This window comes from Micromonospora sp. NBC_01699 (genome assembly GCF_036250065.1).
Taxonomy (GTDB): domain Bacteria; phylum Actinomycetota; class Actinomycetes; order Mycobacteriales; family Micromonosporaceae; genus Micromonospora_G.
Genome location: NZ_CP109199.1, coordinates 6,709,895 through 6,723,331 on the forward strand (window position 1 = coordinate 6,709,895; position 13,437 = coordinate 6,723,331).

The following is a 13,437-nucleotide window of genomic DNA, read 5'->3' on the forward strand; positions in this document are numbered from 1 at the left end:
TTCGCCGAGCCCGGTCACCCACGCCCCCTGACGGGTTCCGAGCCGTCGGCGGCGACAGCACCGGCAGCCGGGTCGGCGGCGGTGGCAGCACCGCTGGCCGCGCCGACGGCGGCCAGGGCCGCAGCACCGGCACCGGCACCGGTGGGGAGGGTGGTCAGGATGCGGCCGAGGGCGCTGATCGGGAAGACCAGCCGGTAGAGGTGGTAGTTGATGTAGAAGTAGCCGGGGAAGCCGGTGCCGGTGTACTGCGGCTCGTCCCAGCCGCCGTCGGCGCGCTGGGTCGCCAGCAGCCAGTCGACGCCGCGCCGGGCCGGCTCACCGTCGCCGGCTCCGGTGGCGTGCAGGGCCAGCAGCGCCCAGGCGGTCTGCGACGCGGTCGAGTCGCCCCGGCCCCGCCAGGACCGGTCCCGGTACGACCGCATGTCCTCACCCCAGCCGCCGTCCGGGTTCTGCGCCCGGTGCAGCCAGCCGACGGCGCGTACCAGCACCGGGTCGTCGACCGGTAGGCCCGCCGCGACGAGTGCGGGGACCACCGCGCCGGTGCCGTACACGTGGTTGGCGCCCCAGCGGCCGAACCAGGAGCCGTCGCGTTCCTGGGCCCGCAGCAGCCAGGCCACCCCGCGCCGGACCGCCGCCGAGTCGGACGGTCCACGGGCGCACAGTTCCTCCACCACGTGCGCGGTGACGTCGGCGGTGGGCGGGTCGATCACCTCACCGAAGTCGCAGAACGGCAGCTCACGGGCGAGCGTACGGGTGTTGTCGGCGTCGAACGCCCCCCAGCCGCCGTCGCGGCACTGCATCCCGCGCAGCCACCGCTCGCCCCGCTCCAGGGCTTCCGGCGTACGCGGGTCGCCGTCGCTTCGCCGCAGCGCCAGCAGCACCTCGGCGGTGTCGTCGGTGTCCGGGTAGCCGTCGTTGTCGAACTCGAACGCCCAGCCGCTCGGCGGCAGGTCCGGCCGGCGGACCGCCCAGTCGCCGCCGACCCGGATCTCCTCGTCGAGCAGCCAGCGGTTGGCCCGGACCAGCGCCGGATGGTCGCCCGGCAGGCCGGCGTCGGCGAGCGCGGTCACCGCGAGCGCGGTGTCCCAGACCGGGGACTGGCACGCCTCCAGCCGGCGCAGTTCACCGTCCGGGGTGGCCTCCCGCACGGTGAACCGGTCCAGTCCGGCCAGCCCGGTACGCAGCACCGGGTGGTCGAGCGGGTAGCCGAGCAGGTGCAGCGCGATCAGCGAGTAGACCCACGGTGGTTGGATACCGCCCCAGGAGCCGTCCGCCTCCTGCCGGGCGATGATCCACTCCGCGGCCCGGCGCAGCGCGTTGCGGCGTACGGCCCGCACCGGGTGTCGGTCGTAACCGCGCAGCACCCCGTCGAGCCGCTGGAACCAGCCGGTACGCGTACGCAGCGAGGTGACCGGTGCCGTACGGACGCCGGTGCGCAGCTCGTCCAGGGCGAAGCCGAGCGGGCGGACCGGGCGCAGGGATCGGACGATCGACAGCGGCACGATGGTCTGCCGGGCCCAGCAGGCGAAGTCGTAGATGTTCAGCGGCACCCAGGACGGCAGCAGCACCACCTCCGGTGGGACCGCCGGGATCCGGTCCCAGGACCATTCGCCGAACAGGGCCAGCCAGATCCGGGTGAAGACCCGGCTGCGTTCGATGCCGCCGTGGGCGAGCACGAACTCGCGGGCCAGGCGCAGGTGGTCGTCGTCCACCTGGTCCCCGGCCAGCCGCAGCGCCGCGTACGCCTCGATGGTGGTGGACAGGTCACCCGGTCCGCCGTGGAAGTTGGCCCAGCTGCCGTCGCCCTGCTGCCGACCCCGGATCCACCGGGCGGTGGCCTCGGTCTCCTCGTCGGTGCGGATCCCGAGGAACTGCCGCATCAGCAGGTCCTCGGCCTCCATGGTCACGTTGGTGGCCAGTTCCCCCTGCCACCAGCCGCCCGGCTGCTGGGCGGCGAGCAGGTGTTCGCGTGCCCGGTCGAGCCCGGCGACCAGCCGCTCCCGCCGATCGGCTCCGGCCGAGTCGACGTCACCGGCCGGCTCCCCCGGCAGTCCCGGCGCGACGCCGCCCACCGAGCCGATGCTCGGCAGTACGGCCGAGTCGACCGCCTCCGCGACGGCCAGGTCGACGGCGTGCTCGACACCGAGTTCGACCGCCCCGTCGACGGCCGGCTCGGCAACGGGAACGGCGTCGGCCCCGGTGGACGAGCGGGTGGTGGCCATCAGTGGTCCCGGCCGGTCATGAACCGGGCGATCTCCACCAGTTCCCGGTGTACGTCGGCCAGCGTGTTCGCGTCCGGCCCGCCGGTCGTGCCGAGTTCGGTCAGCCGGTCGAGTTCGGCGAGGGCCTCGGTGAGCAGCCGGTCCGCCTCCTTCTCGGTCCAGTCCCGGGCCCCGGTCTCCTCGATCAGGGTGGCGGCCAGGGCCAGGTCGGAGCCGGACAGCTCGCCCGGGGTGGCGTACAGCTCGCGGAGCTGGTCGCTGGCCGTACCGCCGGCGGTGAGGGCGCGGACCACCGGCACCGACTTCTTCCGCGCCACCAGGTCGGACAGGACCGGTTTGCCGGTGACCGCCGGTTCGCCCCAGATGCCGAGCAGGTCGTCGACGAGTTGGAAGGCCAGCCCGAGCCGGTCGCCGTACAGGGCCAGGCCCAGGGTGAGCGCGGGCGGGCCACCGCAGAGCACCGCGCCCAGGGTCGCCGAGCAGGACAGCAGGGCCGCGGTCTTGTCCCGGGCCATGGTCAGACACTCGTCCAGGGTGACCGTGTCCCGGTGCTCGAACGCCACGTCGGCGGCCTGGCCGGCGATCAGCCGGCGCACCGCCGCGTTCAGGTAACGCAGCCCCCAGGTGCCGCCGTGCCCCGGCATCGCCGACAGGACGTCACCGGCGAGGCTGAGCAGCGCGTCGCCGGCCAGGATCGCCGGGCCGATGCCGAACGCGGCCCAGGCGGTCGGCCGGTGCCGGCGTTCGGCGTCCCCGTCGATCACGTCGTCGTGCAGCAGCGAGAAGTTGTGCACCAGCTCCACCGCCACCGCGCCGGGCAGCGCGTCCTCGGCGGTCTTGCCGGCGGCCCGCGCGGAGAGCAGTACCAGGGCTGGTCGCAGCCCTTTGCCACCGCCACGGGTGGTCGGCTGCCCCTGCGCGTCCCAGTAGCCGAGCTGGTAGCCGGCGGTCAACCGGGTGCGTTCGTCGATCCGGTCGAGCGCCGCCCGGATCTCGGGCTGCACGAGCGTGTCCACCTCGGCCAGGAAGCCAGGCAAGGTCATGGTCATCTCAGCGCCTCCGTCGTACTCGATCTCGACCCGAGATGGGCGAGCACGACGTCGGCGGCCTGCCGGCCGCTGCGTACCGCGCCCTCCATCGTGTCCGGCCATCCGGTGTCGGTCCACGCTCCCGCCAGCACCATCCCCGGCAGCCGGGTACCCGCCGCCGGCCGGTCCCGGCGGGTACCGGGCCCCTGCCGGAAGGTGGCCCGGGGCTCGCGGGTGACGAACACGTCGTGTACCGGGGTCCGCCGTGCCGCCGGGAAGAGGTCGGCGAGCGCGGCGAGTTGGCCCCGGCCCAGTTGCGCCGACGGCGTCCGCAGTACGGTCTCCGCCGCCGAGATGGAGGTGACCAGGTACTGGCCACTGGCGCCGGGCGGGGTCCGGTCGAAGACCCACTGCACCGGGTTGTCCAGCGCGGCGGCGAACTCCAGGTCGGTGACCCGCTCCCGGTAGCGGACGTGCACGTTGACGATCGGCGCCGCGCCGAGCCCGGCCCAACGTTCCCGGTCGGGTGCCGCCTGGGTCGGGACCAGTCGGGCCGCCTGCGGGTGCGGGACGGCCAGCACGACCGCCGCGGCGCTCAGCCGTACCCCGTCGGCACTGACCCGGAACCGGCCCCGGTCGGCGGCGATCTCGCGCACCCTGACCCCGGTGTGCACGGTGCCGCCGACGCGGCGCAGCAGCGCCCGCGCGGGTTCACCGTGCAGTTCGGACAGCGGCACCGTGGGTCGGCCGATGTCACCGGCGTCGGCCCGGTCGAGCAGCCCGGTCCGGAACACCCGCGCGGCCAGCGCGAGCGACGCCCGGTGCGGCGGCGCGTTCAGCGCCGCGACGCAGATCAGCTCCCACAACCGCCGTACGGTCGGCGCGTCCTGCCCGTGCCCGGTGAGCCAGTCGCCGAAGCTGATGTCGTCGTTGGCCGGGTCGTCCGGGTCGACGGTACGCAGCGCGGCGGCGCCCCGGATCGCGGCCAACCGCTGCCCCATCCGCAGTGGCCGGTAGTTGACCAGTGCCGGCAGCAGGTGCGCCGGTGCCGGCAGCCGCCGGGTACGGGTGAGCAGGTGCGGCGGTACGCCGACGCGCAGGATCGGCACCGCGAACACGTCCTGTAGACGCGCTCCGCCGGTCGTACCGAGCCGGTCGAGCAGTTGCCGGTACTCGTGGTAGCAGCGCAGGAAGACGTGCTGGCCGGTGTCGACCACGAGATCGTCGCGGCGGAACGAGTAGGTGGCCCCGCCCAGTTCCGGCCGGGCCTCCAGCAGGGTGACCCGTGCCCCGGCGTCGGCCAGGCGCAGGGCGGCGGCGATCCCGGCCAGGCCGCCACCGACGACGCACACCTCGTCGCCGTTCACGCGCTGCTCCGGGTCATCGCCCGTGCCGCGACGTACGCCTTCTGCCAGCCGGGCAGCGAGACCCGGCGCCGGGTGACCGCCAGCGGGTCGGCGACGATCCGGGCCAGCAGCCGGTGGTAGATGCCGGCCATCGCGGCGACGCACGAGGCGCTGCGCCGATCCAGCAGCGGCAGCAGCCGCAGTCCGGTGCGGTAGTAGCGTTCGGCCCGCTGGGCCTGCCAGCGGACCAGGCCGGCGAGCCGGTCCGACGGGTCGGCGAGGCCGCCGTCGAGCGCGGGTGCCAGGGTGCAGCCGAACCGGTCCAGGTCCTCGCGCGGCAGGTAGATCCGGCCGTTGCCGCGATCCTCCACGATGTCCCGGAGAATGTTGGTCAGTTGCAGCGCGATGCCGAGCGTGTCGGCCAGTTCGCTGGCGACGTCGCGGGACACGGTCGGCCGGACGTCGAAGACGCCGAGGGAGAGCCGGCCGACCGAGCCGGCCACCTGCCGGCAGTAGCCGACCAGGTCGTCGAAGGTGTCGTAGGTGGTGCCCTTGACGTCGGCCAGGCAGCCGTCGACGAGTTCGTCCAGCGCGGGCAGCGGGATCGGCAGCCGGTCACCGGCGTCGGCCAGGGCGAGCAGCACCGGGTCGCCGCCGGCCTCGGGCAACTGGTGCAGCGCGGCCCGGACCTGGTCCAGCCGGGCCACCTTGGCCGCCGACGGCAGGTCACCGTCGCCGATGTCGTCGATCCGCCGGGCCACCGCGTACACCGCGCAGAGGGCGCCGCGCCGCTCCGGGCGCAGCAGTCGGATGCCGTACGAGAAGTTCCGGGCCTCGGTGCGGGTGATCCGCTCACATTCCCGGTAGGCCCGGTCCAGCAGGGAGCCGGCGGTCCGGCCCGGGGCGGTCATCCGGGCCTCGCGATCAGCGTCTTGAGCCACTGCCCGGCGGTGCCGGCCCGGGTCGGCCGGGGCACCCGGCTCAGCGGGTCGTGGTCGGAGCGGGCTAGGGCGGCCAGCGCGGCCCGCCCGCCGGCCAGGTAGCCGGCGACCGCCAACCGGGCCCAGCCGTGCAACGCGCCGACCAGCGGCGCACCCGCGTCCAGCGCGGCGCCGGCCCGTACGGCCTGCAACCGGATCACCGCCCGCAGCCCGTCACTGGCGTACGGCGCCGCCAGGTCGTCCGGCGCCACGCCGTACTGGTCCAGGTCGGTCGCGGGTAGGTAGATCCGCCCCCGGCGGTAGTCCTCGGCGACGTCCTGGAGGTGTTCGACCACCTGCAACGCGGTGCAGATCCGGTTGGACAGGGCGATCCGCCGGGCCGACTGCGCCTCGAAGACGTGCAGCACCAGTTCACCGACCGGGTCGGCGGAGAGGTGGCAGTAGTCGACCAGGTCGTCGTAGGTGTCGTAGCGGTGTACCACCTGGTCGCGCTGGTTGGCGGCGATGAGCCGGCGCAGTGGTTCGATCGGCAGCCGGCGGTCGGCCACCGTCGGGGCGAGCGCTACCAGCACCGGATGGGTCGGTGGTCGGCCGTCGTACATGGCCCGGAGCTCGTCCTCGAAGCGGTGCAGCGCCGCCGACCGGGCCGCCGGGGTGTCGTAGTGCCCGGCCGGGGTGTCGTAGTGGCCGGCCGGGGTGTCGTAGTGGCCGGCCGGGGTGTCGTAGTGGCCGGCCGGGGTGTCGTAGTGGCCGGCCGGGGTGTCGTAGTGCCCGGCTGACCGGTGGCCGGTGGCCGGGTCGCGGGCGGGCGGGCTGGTCGGGTCCTGCGGCGGCAGGCTGCCGGGGTCGCGGGCGGGTGGACTGCCGGGGTCGCGGGCGGGTGGACTGTTCGGGTCCCGTGGCGGCTGGCTGCCGGGATCACGCGGAGGTTCGCTGACCGGGTCACGCGCGGGCTCCCGGCCGTACGCCGGTCCCCGGCCGCGACCAGGTTCCCCGCCGCGCGCCGATTCGCGGCCGCGCACCGGTGCGGGCTGGTCGCCCACGGGCTCGTCGCCGAGATCGTCCACATAGCGCGCGTACCCGTACAGCGCCAGCAGGTGCCGGCGGATGGTGCCGGGCAGGATCCGCAGGGCGACCGGGAAGTTCTCGCCGGACAGCGCGGTGTCCGGGATCCGCCGCAGCGCGGACGGGTCTCCGGATGGCCGGGCGGCTGGGTCCCCTGGCGGCTGGCTGGAGACGTTGCCGGTCAATTCGAGCACATGCAGCCTCTCGCGCAGAGTCCACCTGTCGACGCGAGCCGGCCGGGACCGCCGCACCAGATGTCAGTAACCCATCACTCGCGCTAAGTAGTCGTGACTGAGCGTACCCAACTTCACCGGCCTGGACGGTGAGGCCGGCGAAGTCTGTTTCAGGTTCCGATCGGGCCGGGCTACTTCGAACGGGTGGTGCTGGCCAGCGAGATCCCGACGATCATGAAGATCACGGCGATGATCTCGATCACCAACCGGGGCCCGTCGGTGGAGAGCGTCTCGTGGAACGCGGTTACTCCGATGACTATCCCGCCGAACGGGTCGAGCAGGGTGATCGCGGTCAGCGGCGCGGCGATCGGCCCGCTCTGGTACGCGTTCTGGTTCAGGATCAGCGCCGCCAGTCCGACCAGGAACAGGGCGTAGACGTGCCAGTGGGCGAGCAGCGTCCACGGGTGTTTGGTCAGGTCCTCGCTGATCGTCTTCAGCAGCGCGGCGGCGACCGCGTACAGCAGGCCGGTGGCGATGCCGAGCAGGGTGCCCCGGTGGGCGTCCCTGGTCCGCCAGGCGACCAGCAGGCAGATGGCGATCAGGCCGCCGACCACCCCGCCGACGCCCAGCCAGGCCATCGTCGACGGCTGGGACACCCCGGCCCGCGGGTTCGCGGTGACCAGGAAGGCGGCCAGCCCGATGATGCCGACCCCGGCCAGGATCAGGTCCTTGCGGTGCGGCCGGCGCTTCTCCAGCGCCGCCTCCAGCGGAATCGCCATGAACAGGCCGCTCATCAGCAGCGGCTCGACCAGCGCCAGCGGACCGAACCGCAGCGCGACCGCCTGGAGCCCGGTGCCGATCACGTCCGGGATGCCGCCGAAGAGCCAGAGCGGCCGGTGCAGCAACCGGATCAGCAGCCGGGGGTCGCCGGCCCTGGTCGGCTTCTCCTGCTTGGCGGCGTGCTGTTCGAGCGCCGAACTGAACGCGAAGAACAGCGCCGAGGCAAGGCCCAGCAGGACCGCGAGGAGGGCCATCGGATCAGCCCGTACCGCGCGGGCTCGACCTCACCTGCGCCGTCCCGGTGGAGTGGGCTGCTGGGCGTGATGGTGGACGTACCAGTTCAGGGCGGCGACCGCCAGGCAGACCAGGACACCGGCGCGCCGGGCCCGGCGACCGCGCCGCCCCCGGCTACGCGACGACGGCCTCGGCAACGGGTTCGGCAGCGCCTCCACCCCACGGGCGATGTCGGCCACCACCCGCGCCGGATCGGACTCGAACAGCTCCAGCCCGGCCTCGCGCTGCTCCCGACCGCGTACGCCGTCGGTCAGCTCGACCAGGGTCGGCCCCAGGTCCTCGGCCCGGCGTACCCAGCTCACCATCCCGGCCTGGGCCATGGTGACCGCGTTGGCCCGGCCGTGACCGGGAATCGGCCGGTAGGTGGCGACCGGCAGCCCGCTGGCCATCGCCTCCAGCGCGGTCAGCCCACCGGCGTTCTCCACCAGTACGTCGGCGGCGCGCAGCAGCGCGGGCATGTCGTCCACCCAGCCGAAGACGTGGGCCACCCGCTGGCGGCACAGCCGACGGTAGAGCGCCTCGTTGTGCCCGCAGACGACCACCGGGGTGGCCACCCCGGTCCGGGCGATCTCGGCGGCGGTGGTCGCCACCTCACCGACCCCCCACGAGCCGGCGACCAGCAGGGCGAGTCGCCCCTGCACCGGCAGACCGAAGTGTTCACGGGCGTGTCGCCGGGCCCGTTCCGTGCCGGGGCCGAAGCCGGCGGAGACGAGCCGGCCGACCACCCGTACCTCGGTCGCGCCGAGCGCGCGGGCCTGGGCCCGGCTGGTCGGGTGCGCGGCGCAGTAGACGTCCACCCCGGGCGAGACCCAGAGCGGGTTGACCGCGAAGTCGGTCAGGTACGTGATGACCGGTACGCCGAGCTGCCCCTTGCGCCGCAGCGGTCCGAGCAGTTGGGTGGCGATCGGATACGTCGAGACCACCGCCCGGGTGTCCGGTCCGACCAGCCGGCTCACCTCGGGCCGGACCGGGCGGAGCAGGGCCCGGGTGATCGGGCCGGCGCCGGTGAAGTTGCAGCCGATGGCGAACAGCGACCCGTAGATCCACGGGAACCTGCTCAGCATCCCGTGGTACGTGCCGCGCAGCAGCTTGCCGAGCCCGTACGGGAAGATGTCCGCCAGGTCCCGGCAGTCCACCTCGAATCCCCGGCCACGGAGGCGGTGCGCCAACTCGCGGCTCGCACCCTCGTGCCCGGCCCCCGCACTGGCCGAGATGATCACCACGCGCGCTGGCCGCTCCGGCAGACCGTGCCGCCCCGACGGAACCCCCGCCGAGGCGTACGGGTCCCACGTCGCCGGCCTCGGCGTGCCGCCGTTCGGCTCGGCCGCCGGGCGCGCCCCGCGCCACCCGCGAATCAATCGCATCCGGCCATCTACCCGAACCGGGTACGAAGAATCCTCGGCAATCGGCATTCTGCCCGGATATCTGCCCCGCTCCCCCCGTGACCGGACCGGCGGAGCGAGCGACGATCATGGTGGGATGCCCCATCTCGGACTGGTTACCCTCGTCGTACGCGACTATGACGAGGCCATCGCCTTCTACGTCGACCGGGTCGGCTTCCGCCTGATCGAGGACACCCCACGCGGTGACGGCACCCGCTGGGTGGTGGTCGCCCCGCCCGGCTCGACCGAGACCGCGCTGCTGCTGGCCCGCGCCGCCACCCCGCAACAGGCCGCCCGGATCGGCGACCAGACCGGCGGCCGGGTAGCCCTGTTCCTGTACACCGACGACTTCGACCGCGACCACCGCCGCATGACAGCCGCCGGCGTCCACTTCACCGAACCGCCCCGCCACGAGCCGTACGGCTCCGTCGCCATCTTCACCGACCCCTACGGCAACCGCTGGGACCTCCTCCACCCCACCCCACCCCCTGACCCCCACCCCTGACCCCCACCCCCTGACCTCGTCGATCTAGGGCAAATGGTGGTCATTAGAGATCAACAAGCCTGTATTTGTCCTAGATCGACGGGGGAAGCGGGCACGGGGGGCGGGGGGCGAGGGGGCGCGGGGGTTAGTGATCGGGTTCGGTGATTAGGGTGGGTTGGGGGCGGCGGGGGCGGCGGGGGGTTTCGCCGTCTAGTTCGGCGGCTTGTTCCGGGGTGGGGGCGGAGCCGCCGAGGTGGGCGGGCTGCCACCAGGTGTCGTCCGGCCCGGCCGGCTGGTCCGGGTACTCCCGCTGGGCCCGGTCGAGCAGGGCGGTGAGCTGCCGACGCAGCTCCGCCATCAGCCCACCCGAGGTGCCGAAGTCGGCCGGCGCCAGCGGCTCGCCGATCAGCACCGTGATCGGGGTGTGCCGCCGGGTCAGGGTCTTCGGTCTGCCCTTGGTCCAGAGCCGCTGGGTGCCCCAGAGCGCGACCGGCAGCACCGGTACGCCGGCCGTGTCAGCCATCCGAGCCACCCCGCTCTTGGTCCCCTTGAGGGTGAACGAGCGGCTGATCGTCGCCTCCGGGAAGACCCCGACCACCTCGCCCGCGCGCAACGCGCTCACCGCGGTCGCGTACGAGCCGGCGCCGTTGTCCCGGTCGACGGGAATGTGCCGCATGCCGCGCATCAGCGGGCCGGCGTACCGGTTGGTGAAAACCTCCTGCTTTGCCATGAACCGGACCAGCCGACGGGACGGCTGGGCGCCCAGGCCGCAGAAAATGAAATCGAGGTAGCTGACATGGTTGCTGGCCATCACGGCGCCACCGGAGCGGGGCACGTGCTGCCCGCCCTCCACTCGCAGCCGCAGGTCGAGCGCGCGGAAGAGCGTCTTGGCGGTCGCGATCACGGGCGGGTACACGAGTTCTGGCATCGTCAAACGTTACCCGGACCACATCGCGAGGTAACTCACGCCCCGGCCGGTTCGCCCGCGCGCTCCCCCTTCGGGTCCGCGAGGAACGCCCTGACCAGGTCGGCCACCCGCTCCGGTCGGTCGACGACCATGCCGTGCGTCGCCCCGGCCAGCTCGACCACCCGCAGCCCCGGGTTCACCGCCACCGCCCGCGCGATCCCGGCCGAGGTGCCCCGCCGATAGGCGTCGTACAGCTCCCGGAACGGCTGCTGCGGCCGAAGATCGGCCGTGGCGAGCACCAGCAGCAGCGGGCATTTCGCCGCCCCCAGCGCCGCGACCAGGTCGAATGATGCCATCGCCAGGCGTACCTGCTCGACCGTCTCCGGACCGGGGCGTGATCCGGACCGGGCCAGTTCGACGGTCATCGCCGCGAAGGCGGTGTGCAGCCGGTCCAGTTCGGCCGCCGCGTGGTCGGGCGCCAGGCCGGCCAGTTGGTCCGGCCGGGTCGGTGCCGGCACGCCGTCCAGGCTGACCACGCCCGGACACTCGGGATGCCGCCGGGCCCACTCGGTGGCGACCATCCCGCCGAGCGACCAGCCGACGATGGCGGGCGCGGCCAGGCCCAGCTCACCGGCGAGTGCGTCAAGATCGGCAAGGACCGCGTCCGTGGTCCACCGGCCGTCGCCGGACCGGCCGTGTCCGCGCAGGTCCATCGTCACCACCCGGTACGCCGACCGCAGCTCCCCGCCCAGCGCCTCCATGTCGGCCAGGCTGCCGCCCGCCCCGTGCAGCAGAACCACCGGCGACCCGGTCCCACCGAAGTCCCGTACGGCGAGCGGCACCCCGGCGCCCGCCACGATCACATCACCCACGCCCGACCCGCCCGTCGCGTCACGCATGACCGGCCTGGCCGTCGAGGTGGGCGCGGTCGGCCTGGCCGTCGAGGTGGGCGCGGTCGGCCTGGCCGTCGAGGTGGAGCAGCCGGTCCCGGACCGAGGCGGGCACCACCCCGCCGTCCGGGTGGCGGGCCAACCGCCCCCGGTTGACCAGATCGTGCACGCCCTGTCGGGTGATGCCGAGCATCGCGCCGGCCACCGCGTACGAGATGGCTGGGGCCGTGGGGTGGCCGACCCGGCGGCTGACGGCCCGGCCCAGCGGGGTGCGCCACCAGTCCAGCGGCGGTTCGAACGGCCCGTCGTCCGGGTAGAGGGTCGACACCACCCGCATGATCGTGCCGATCGCGGTCCGGTCGTCGCCGTCGACGATCCGGTCCGCCCAGGTCGCCGCCCGGATCCGGACCACGGTACGCAGCGCCGCAACGCTGTCGTCCCCGTCGAGCAGGATCTCCAGCGGGTCGAGCAACCGGATGTCAAGCACCCGAACGAGCTGCTCGGCAAGCTGCTTCCGATCCACCACCACAATGCCTCCCCTCTCAACACCACTCACCAACCACTTGACACCCACTGTCAACCACTTGACGCCTCCCGTCAACCCCACCCATGAGGGGGCCACTCTTTTCTCTACCTAAGTGCGGATCTTGGGGCGGGGAGGAAGGGGAGGAAGGGGAGGAAGGTAGGTGGTGGTGCAAGGTAGGTAGGGGTGCTAGCTTGCTTGGTGTGGATCAGGAACGGCGGGGGCAGTGGTTGCGTGGGGTACTCGACCTCTGCGTACTGGCACTGCTCGCCAGGCGGGAGTCGTACGGGTACGAGCTGGCCCAGTCGCTGAACGCGGCCGGGGTGGGGCCGATCCAGGGCGGCACGCTCTACCCGGTGCTGCTCCGGTTGCAGCGCACCGGCCTGGTCAGCGCGCAGTGGCGGGAGGGCACGAGCGGCCCGGCCCGCAAGTACTACCGGATCACGGTCGCGGGCGACGAGACGCTGCGCCGAACCACCGCCGACTGGGCCGCGTTCAGCGACGGGGTGGGCGCGATTCTGCGGGAGGGGAGCACGCGGTGAGCGACGAGCAACCGGCGAACCACGAGGGATGGCTGGCCGCCCTGGCCGGCGAACTGCGCCGGCACGGCGTCGACCGGGACCTGGCAGGGCACGTGGTCGCCGAGGCGGCCACCCACCTGCGCGACAGCGGAGAGGCGCCACTGCGGGTGTTCGGGCCCCCGGCGTCGTACGCGGCGGCGGTGGCGGACAGCGTCGGTGCGGCGCAACCGCAGGTCTACCGCGCCGCACCGGGGCCGGTACGACTGGAGGCGCGCGGCATCAGCAAGCGCTACCGCCGGCACCGGGTGCTGACCGGGCTCGACCTGACCGTACGGGCGGGTGAGATCGCGGCGGTGGTCGGCGCGAACGGCTCCGGCAAGAGCACCTTCCTGCGCATCTGCGCCGGCCTGGCCAGCCCCGACCGGGGACAGGTACGCGTGCACGGCACCATCGGCTACTGCCCGCAGTCCGGCGGGACCAACGATTTCCTCGTACCGGAGGAGCATTTTGTGCTGGTCGGCGCGGGCCGTGGACTGGCCCGCGACACGGCGCGGTCGGCGGGCCGGCGCCACGCCGCCGGGCTGGACTGGGATCCGACCGGGCCGACCCAGGCCCGGCACCTCTCCGGCGGCACCCGGCAGAAGCTCAACCTGGTGCTGGCCGGGCTCGGCGACCCGGACGTGCTGCTGCTGGACGAGCCCTACCAGGGCTTCGATCGGGGCACCTACCTCGACTTCTGGCACCAGCTGTGGGACTGGCGGGCGGCCGGCAAGGCGATCGTGGTGGTGACCCACCTGCTCAACCAGCTCGACCGGGTCGACACCGTGCTCGACCTGAGCCCGTCCCGGCAGCCGGTCGGATGAGCGGCGGAAACAGAGAAA

General features: G+C 73.6%; 13 protein-coding genes. 3 read left to right on the forward strand and 10 right to left on the reverse strand.

The window, feature by feature from the left end; genetic code table 11:
- Positions 1–14: 14 nt before the first annotated feature.
- The 7 genes from shc to OG792_RS27460 all read right to left on the reverse strand — a co-directional run bounded on the left by shc (position 15) and on the right by OG792_RS27460 (position 9,213).
- Positions 15–2,222 (reverse strand): squalene--hopene cyclase, encoded by a 2,208-nt coding sequence (shc, locus tag OG792_RS27430; protein WP_329103657.1) that lies wholly within the window; start codon positions 2,220–2,222, stop codon positions 15–17.
- The gene (locus OG792_RS27435; RefSeq protein WP_329103659.1) at positions 2,222–3,271 is read right to left on the reverse strand and encodes a polyprenyl synthetase family protein; all 1,050 of its coding nucleotides are present in this window, start codon (positions 3,269–3,271) and stop codon (positions 2,222–2,224) included. Before OG792_RS27435 ends, shc begins: the two co-directional genes overlap by 1 nt.
- Positions 3,268–4,617 (reverse strand): hydroxysqualene dehydroxylase HpnE, encoded by a 1,350-nt coding sequence (gene hpnE, locus OG792_RS27440; protein ID WP_329103661.1) that lies wholly within the window; start codon positions 4,615–4,617, stop codon positions 3,268–3,270. Before hpnE ends, OG792_RS27435 begins: the two co-directional genes overlap by 4 nt.
- Positions 4,614–5,507 carry a presqualene diphosphate synthase HpnD gene (gene hpnD / locus OG792_RS27445; protein ID WP_329103663.1) on the reverse strand — a complete coding sequence of 298 codons (894 nt, stop codon included), beginning with the start codon at positions 5,505–5,507 and terminating at the stop codon, positions 4,614–4,616. The genes hpnE and hpnD overlap by 4 nt, the downstream gene beginning before the upstream one ends.
- Positions 5,504–6,796 (reverse strand): squalene/phytoene synthase family protein, encoded by a 1,293-nt coding sequence (locus OG792_RS27450; RefSeq protein WP_329103665.1) that lies wholly within the window; start codon positions 6,794–6,796, stop codon positions 5,504–5,506. The genes hpnD and OG792_RS27450 overlap by 4 nt, the downstream gene beginning before the upstream one ends.
- A 170-nt stretch (positions 6,797–6,966) precedes the next feature.
- A complete protein-coding gene (locus tag OG792_RS27455) occupies positions 6,967–7,809 on the reverse strand; it encodes a DMT family transporter (RefSeq protein ID WP_329103667.1) in 843 nt (280 codons plus the stop codon).
- A 30-nt stretch (positions 7,810–7,839) separates the two neighbouring features.
- Complete coding sequence (locus OG792_RS27460) at positions 7,840–9,213, reverse strand: MGDG synthase family glycosyltransferase (RefSeq protein ID WP_329103669.1); 1,374 nt, start codon at positions 9,211–9,213, stop codon at positions 7,840–7,842.
- A gap of 115 nt (positions 9,214–9,328) precedes the next feature.
- Between OG792_RS27460 and OG792_RS27465 the strand changes: the two genes are divergently transcribed.
- Positions 9,329–9,736 carry a VOC family protein gene (locus tag OG792_RS27465; RefSeq protein WP_329103671.1) on the forward strand — a complete coding sequence of 136 codons (408 nt, stop codon included), beginning with the start codon at positions 9,329–9,331 and terminating at the stop codon, positions 9,734–9,736.
- 124 nt (positions 9,737–9,860) lie between these two features.
- On the opposite strand, the gene OG792_RS27470 is transcribed toward OG792_RS27465, so the two are convergent.
- The 3 genes from OG792_RS27470 to OG792_RS27480 are packed head-to-tail and all read right to left on the reverse strand — an operon-like array spanning position 9,861 to position 12,038.
- The gene (locus tag OG792_RS27470; RefSeq protein ID WP_329103673.1) at positions 9,861–10,643 is read right to left on the reverse strand and encodes a lysophospholipid acyltransferase family protein; all 783 of its coding nucleotides are present in this window, start codon (positions 10,641–10,643) and stop codon (positions 9,861–9,863) included.
- A 35-nt stretch (positions 10,644–10,678) separates the two neighbouring features.
- Positions 10,679–11,494 carry an alpha/beta fold hydrolase gene (locus OG792_RS27475; RefSeq protein WP_329103675.1) on the reverse strand — a complete coding sequence of 272 codons (816 nt, stop codon included), beginning with the start codon at positions 11,492–11,494 and terminating at the stop codon, positions 10,679–10,681.
- Between the two features lie 19 nt (positions 11,495–11,513).
- Positions 11,514–12,038, reverse strand: coding sequence for a hypothetical protein (locus tag OG792_RS27480; protein WP_329103677.1), 525 nt, complete (start codon positions 12,036–12,038; stop codon positions 11,514–11,516).
- A 200-nt stretch (positions 12,039–12,238) separates the two neighbouring features.
- Here OG792_RS27480 and OG792_RS27485 point away from each other — a divergent pair, with 200 nt between their 5' ends.
- Together OG792_RS27485 and OG792_RS27490 are read left to right on the forward strand one after the other, a co-directional pair.
- Positions 12,239–12,577 carry a PadR family transcriptional regulator gene (locus tag OG792_RS27485; RefSeq protein WP_329103681.1) on the forward strand — a complete coding sequence of 113 codons (339 nt, stop codon included), beginning with the start codon at positions 12,239–12,241 and terminating at the stop codon, positions 12,575–12,577.
- Positions 12,574–13,419: an ATP-binding cassette domain-containing protein gene (locus OG792_RS27490; protein ID WP_329103683.1), complete on the forward strand. Its 846-nt coding sequence runs from the start codon at positions 12,574–12,576 to the stop codon at positions 13,417–13,419. The genes OG792_RS27485 and OG792_RS27490 overlap by 4 nt, the downstream gene beginning before the upstream one ends.
- Positions 13,420–13,437 lie beyond the last annotated feature (18 nt).

What these genes read in the sequence shown, in the direction of transcription:
- OG792_RS27435 (WP_329103659.1), bottom strand. Translation starts at nt 3,271, where the DNA reads ATGACCATGACCTTGCCTGGCTTCCTGGCCGAGGTGGACACGCTCGTG.
- OG792_RS27465 (WP_329103671.1), top strand. Translation starts at nt 9,329, where the DNA reads ATGCCCCATCTCGGACTGGTTACCCTCGTCGTACGCGACTATGACGAG.
- hpnD (WP_329103663.1), bottom strand. Translation starts at nt 5,507, where the DNA reads ATGACCGCCCCGGGCCGGACCGCCGGCTCCCTGCTGGACCGGGCCTAC.
- shc (WP_329103657.1), bottom strand. Translation starts at nt 2,222, where the DNA reads ATGGCCACCACCCGCTCGTCCACCGGGGCCGACGCCGTTCCCGTTGCC.
- OG792_RS27455 (WP_329103667.1), bottom strand. Translation starts at nt 7,809, where the DNA reads ATGGCCCTCCTCGCGGTCCTGCTGGGCCTTGCCTCGGCGCTGTTCTTC.
- OG792_RS27470 (WP_329103673.1), bottom strand. Translation starts at nt 10,643, where the DNA reads ATGCCAGAACTCGTGTACCCGCCCGTGATCGCGACCGCCAAGACGCTC.
- OG792_RS27460 (WP_329103669.1), bottom strand. Translation starts at nt 9,213, where the DNA reads ATGCGATTGATTCGCGGGTGGCGCGGGGCGCGCCCGGCGGCCGAGCCG.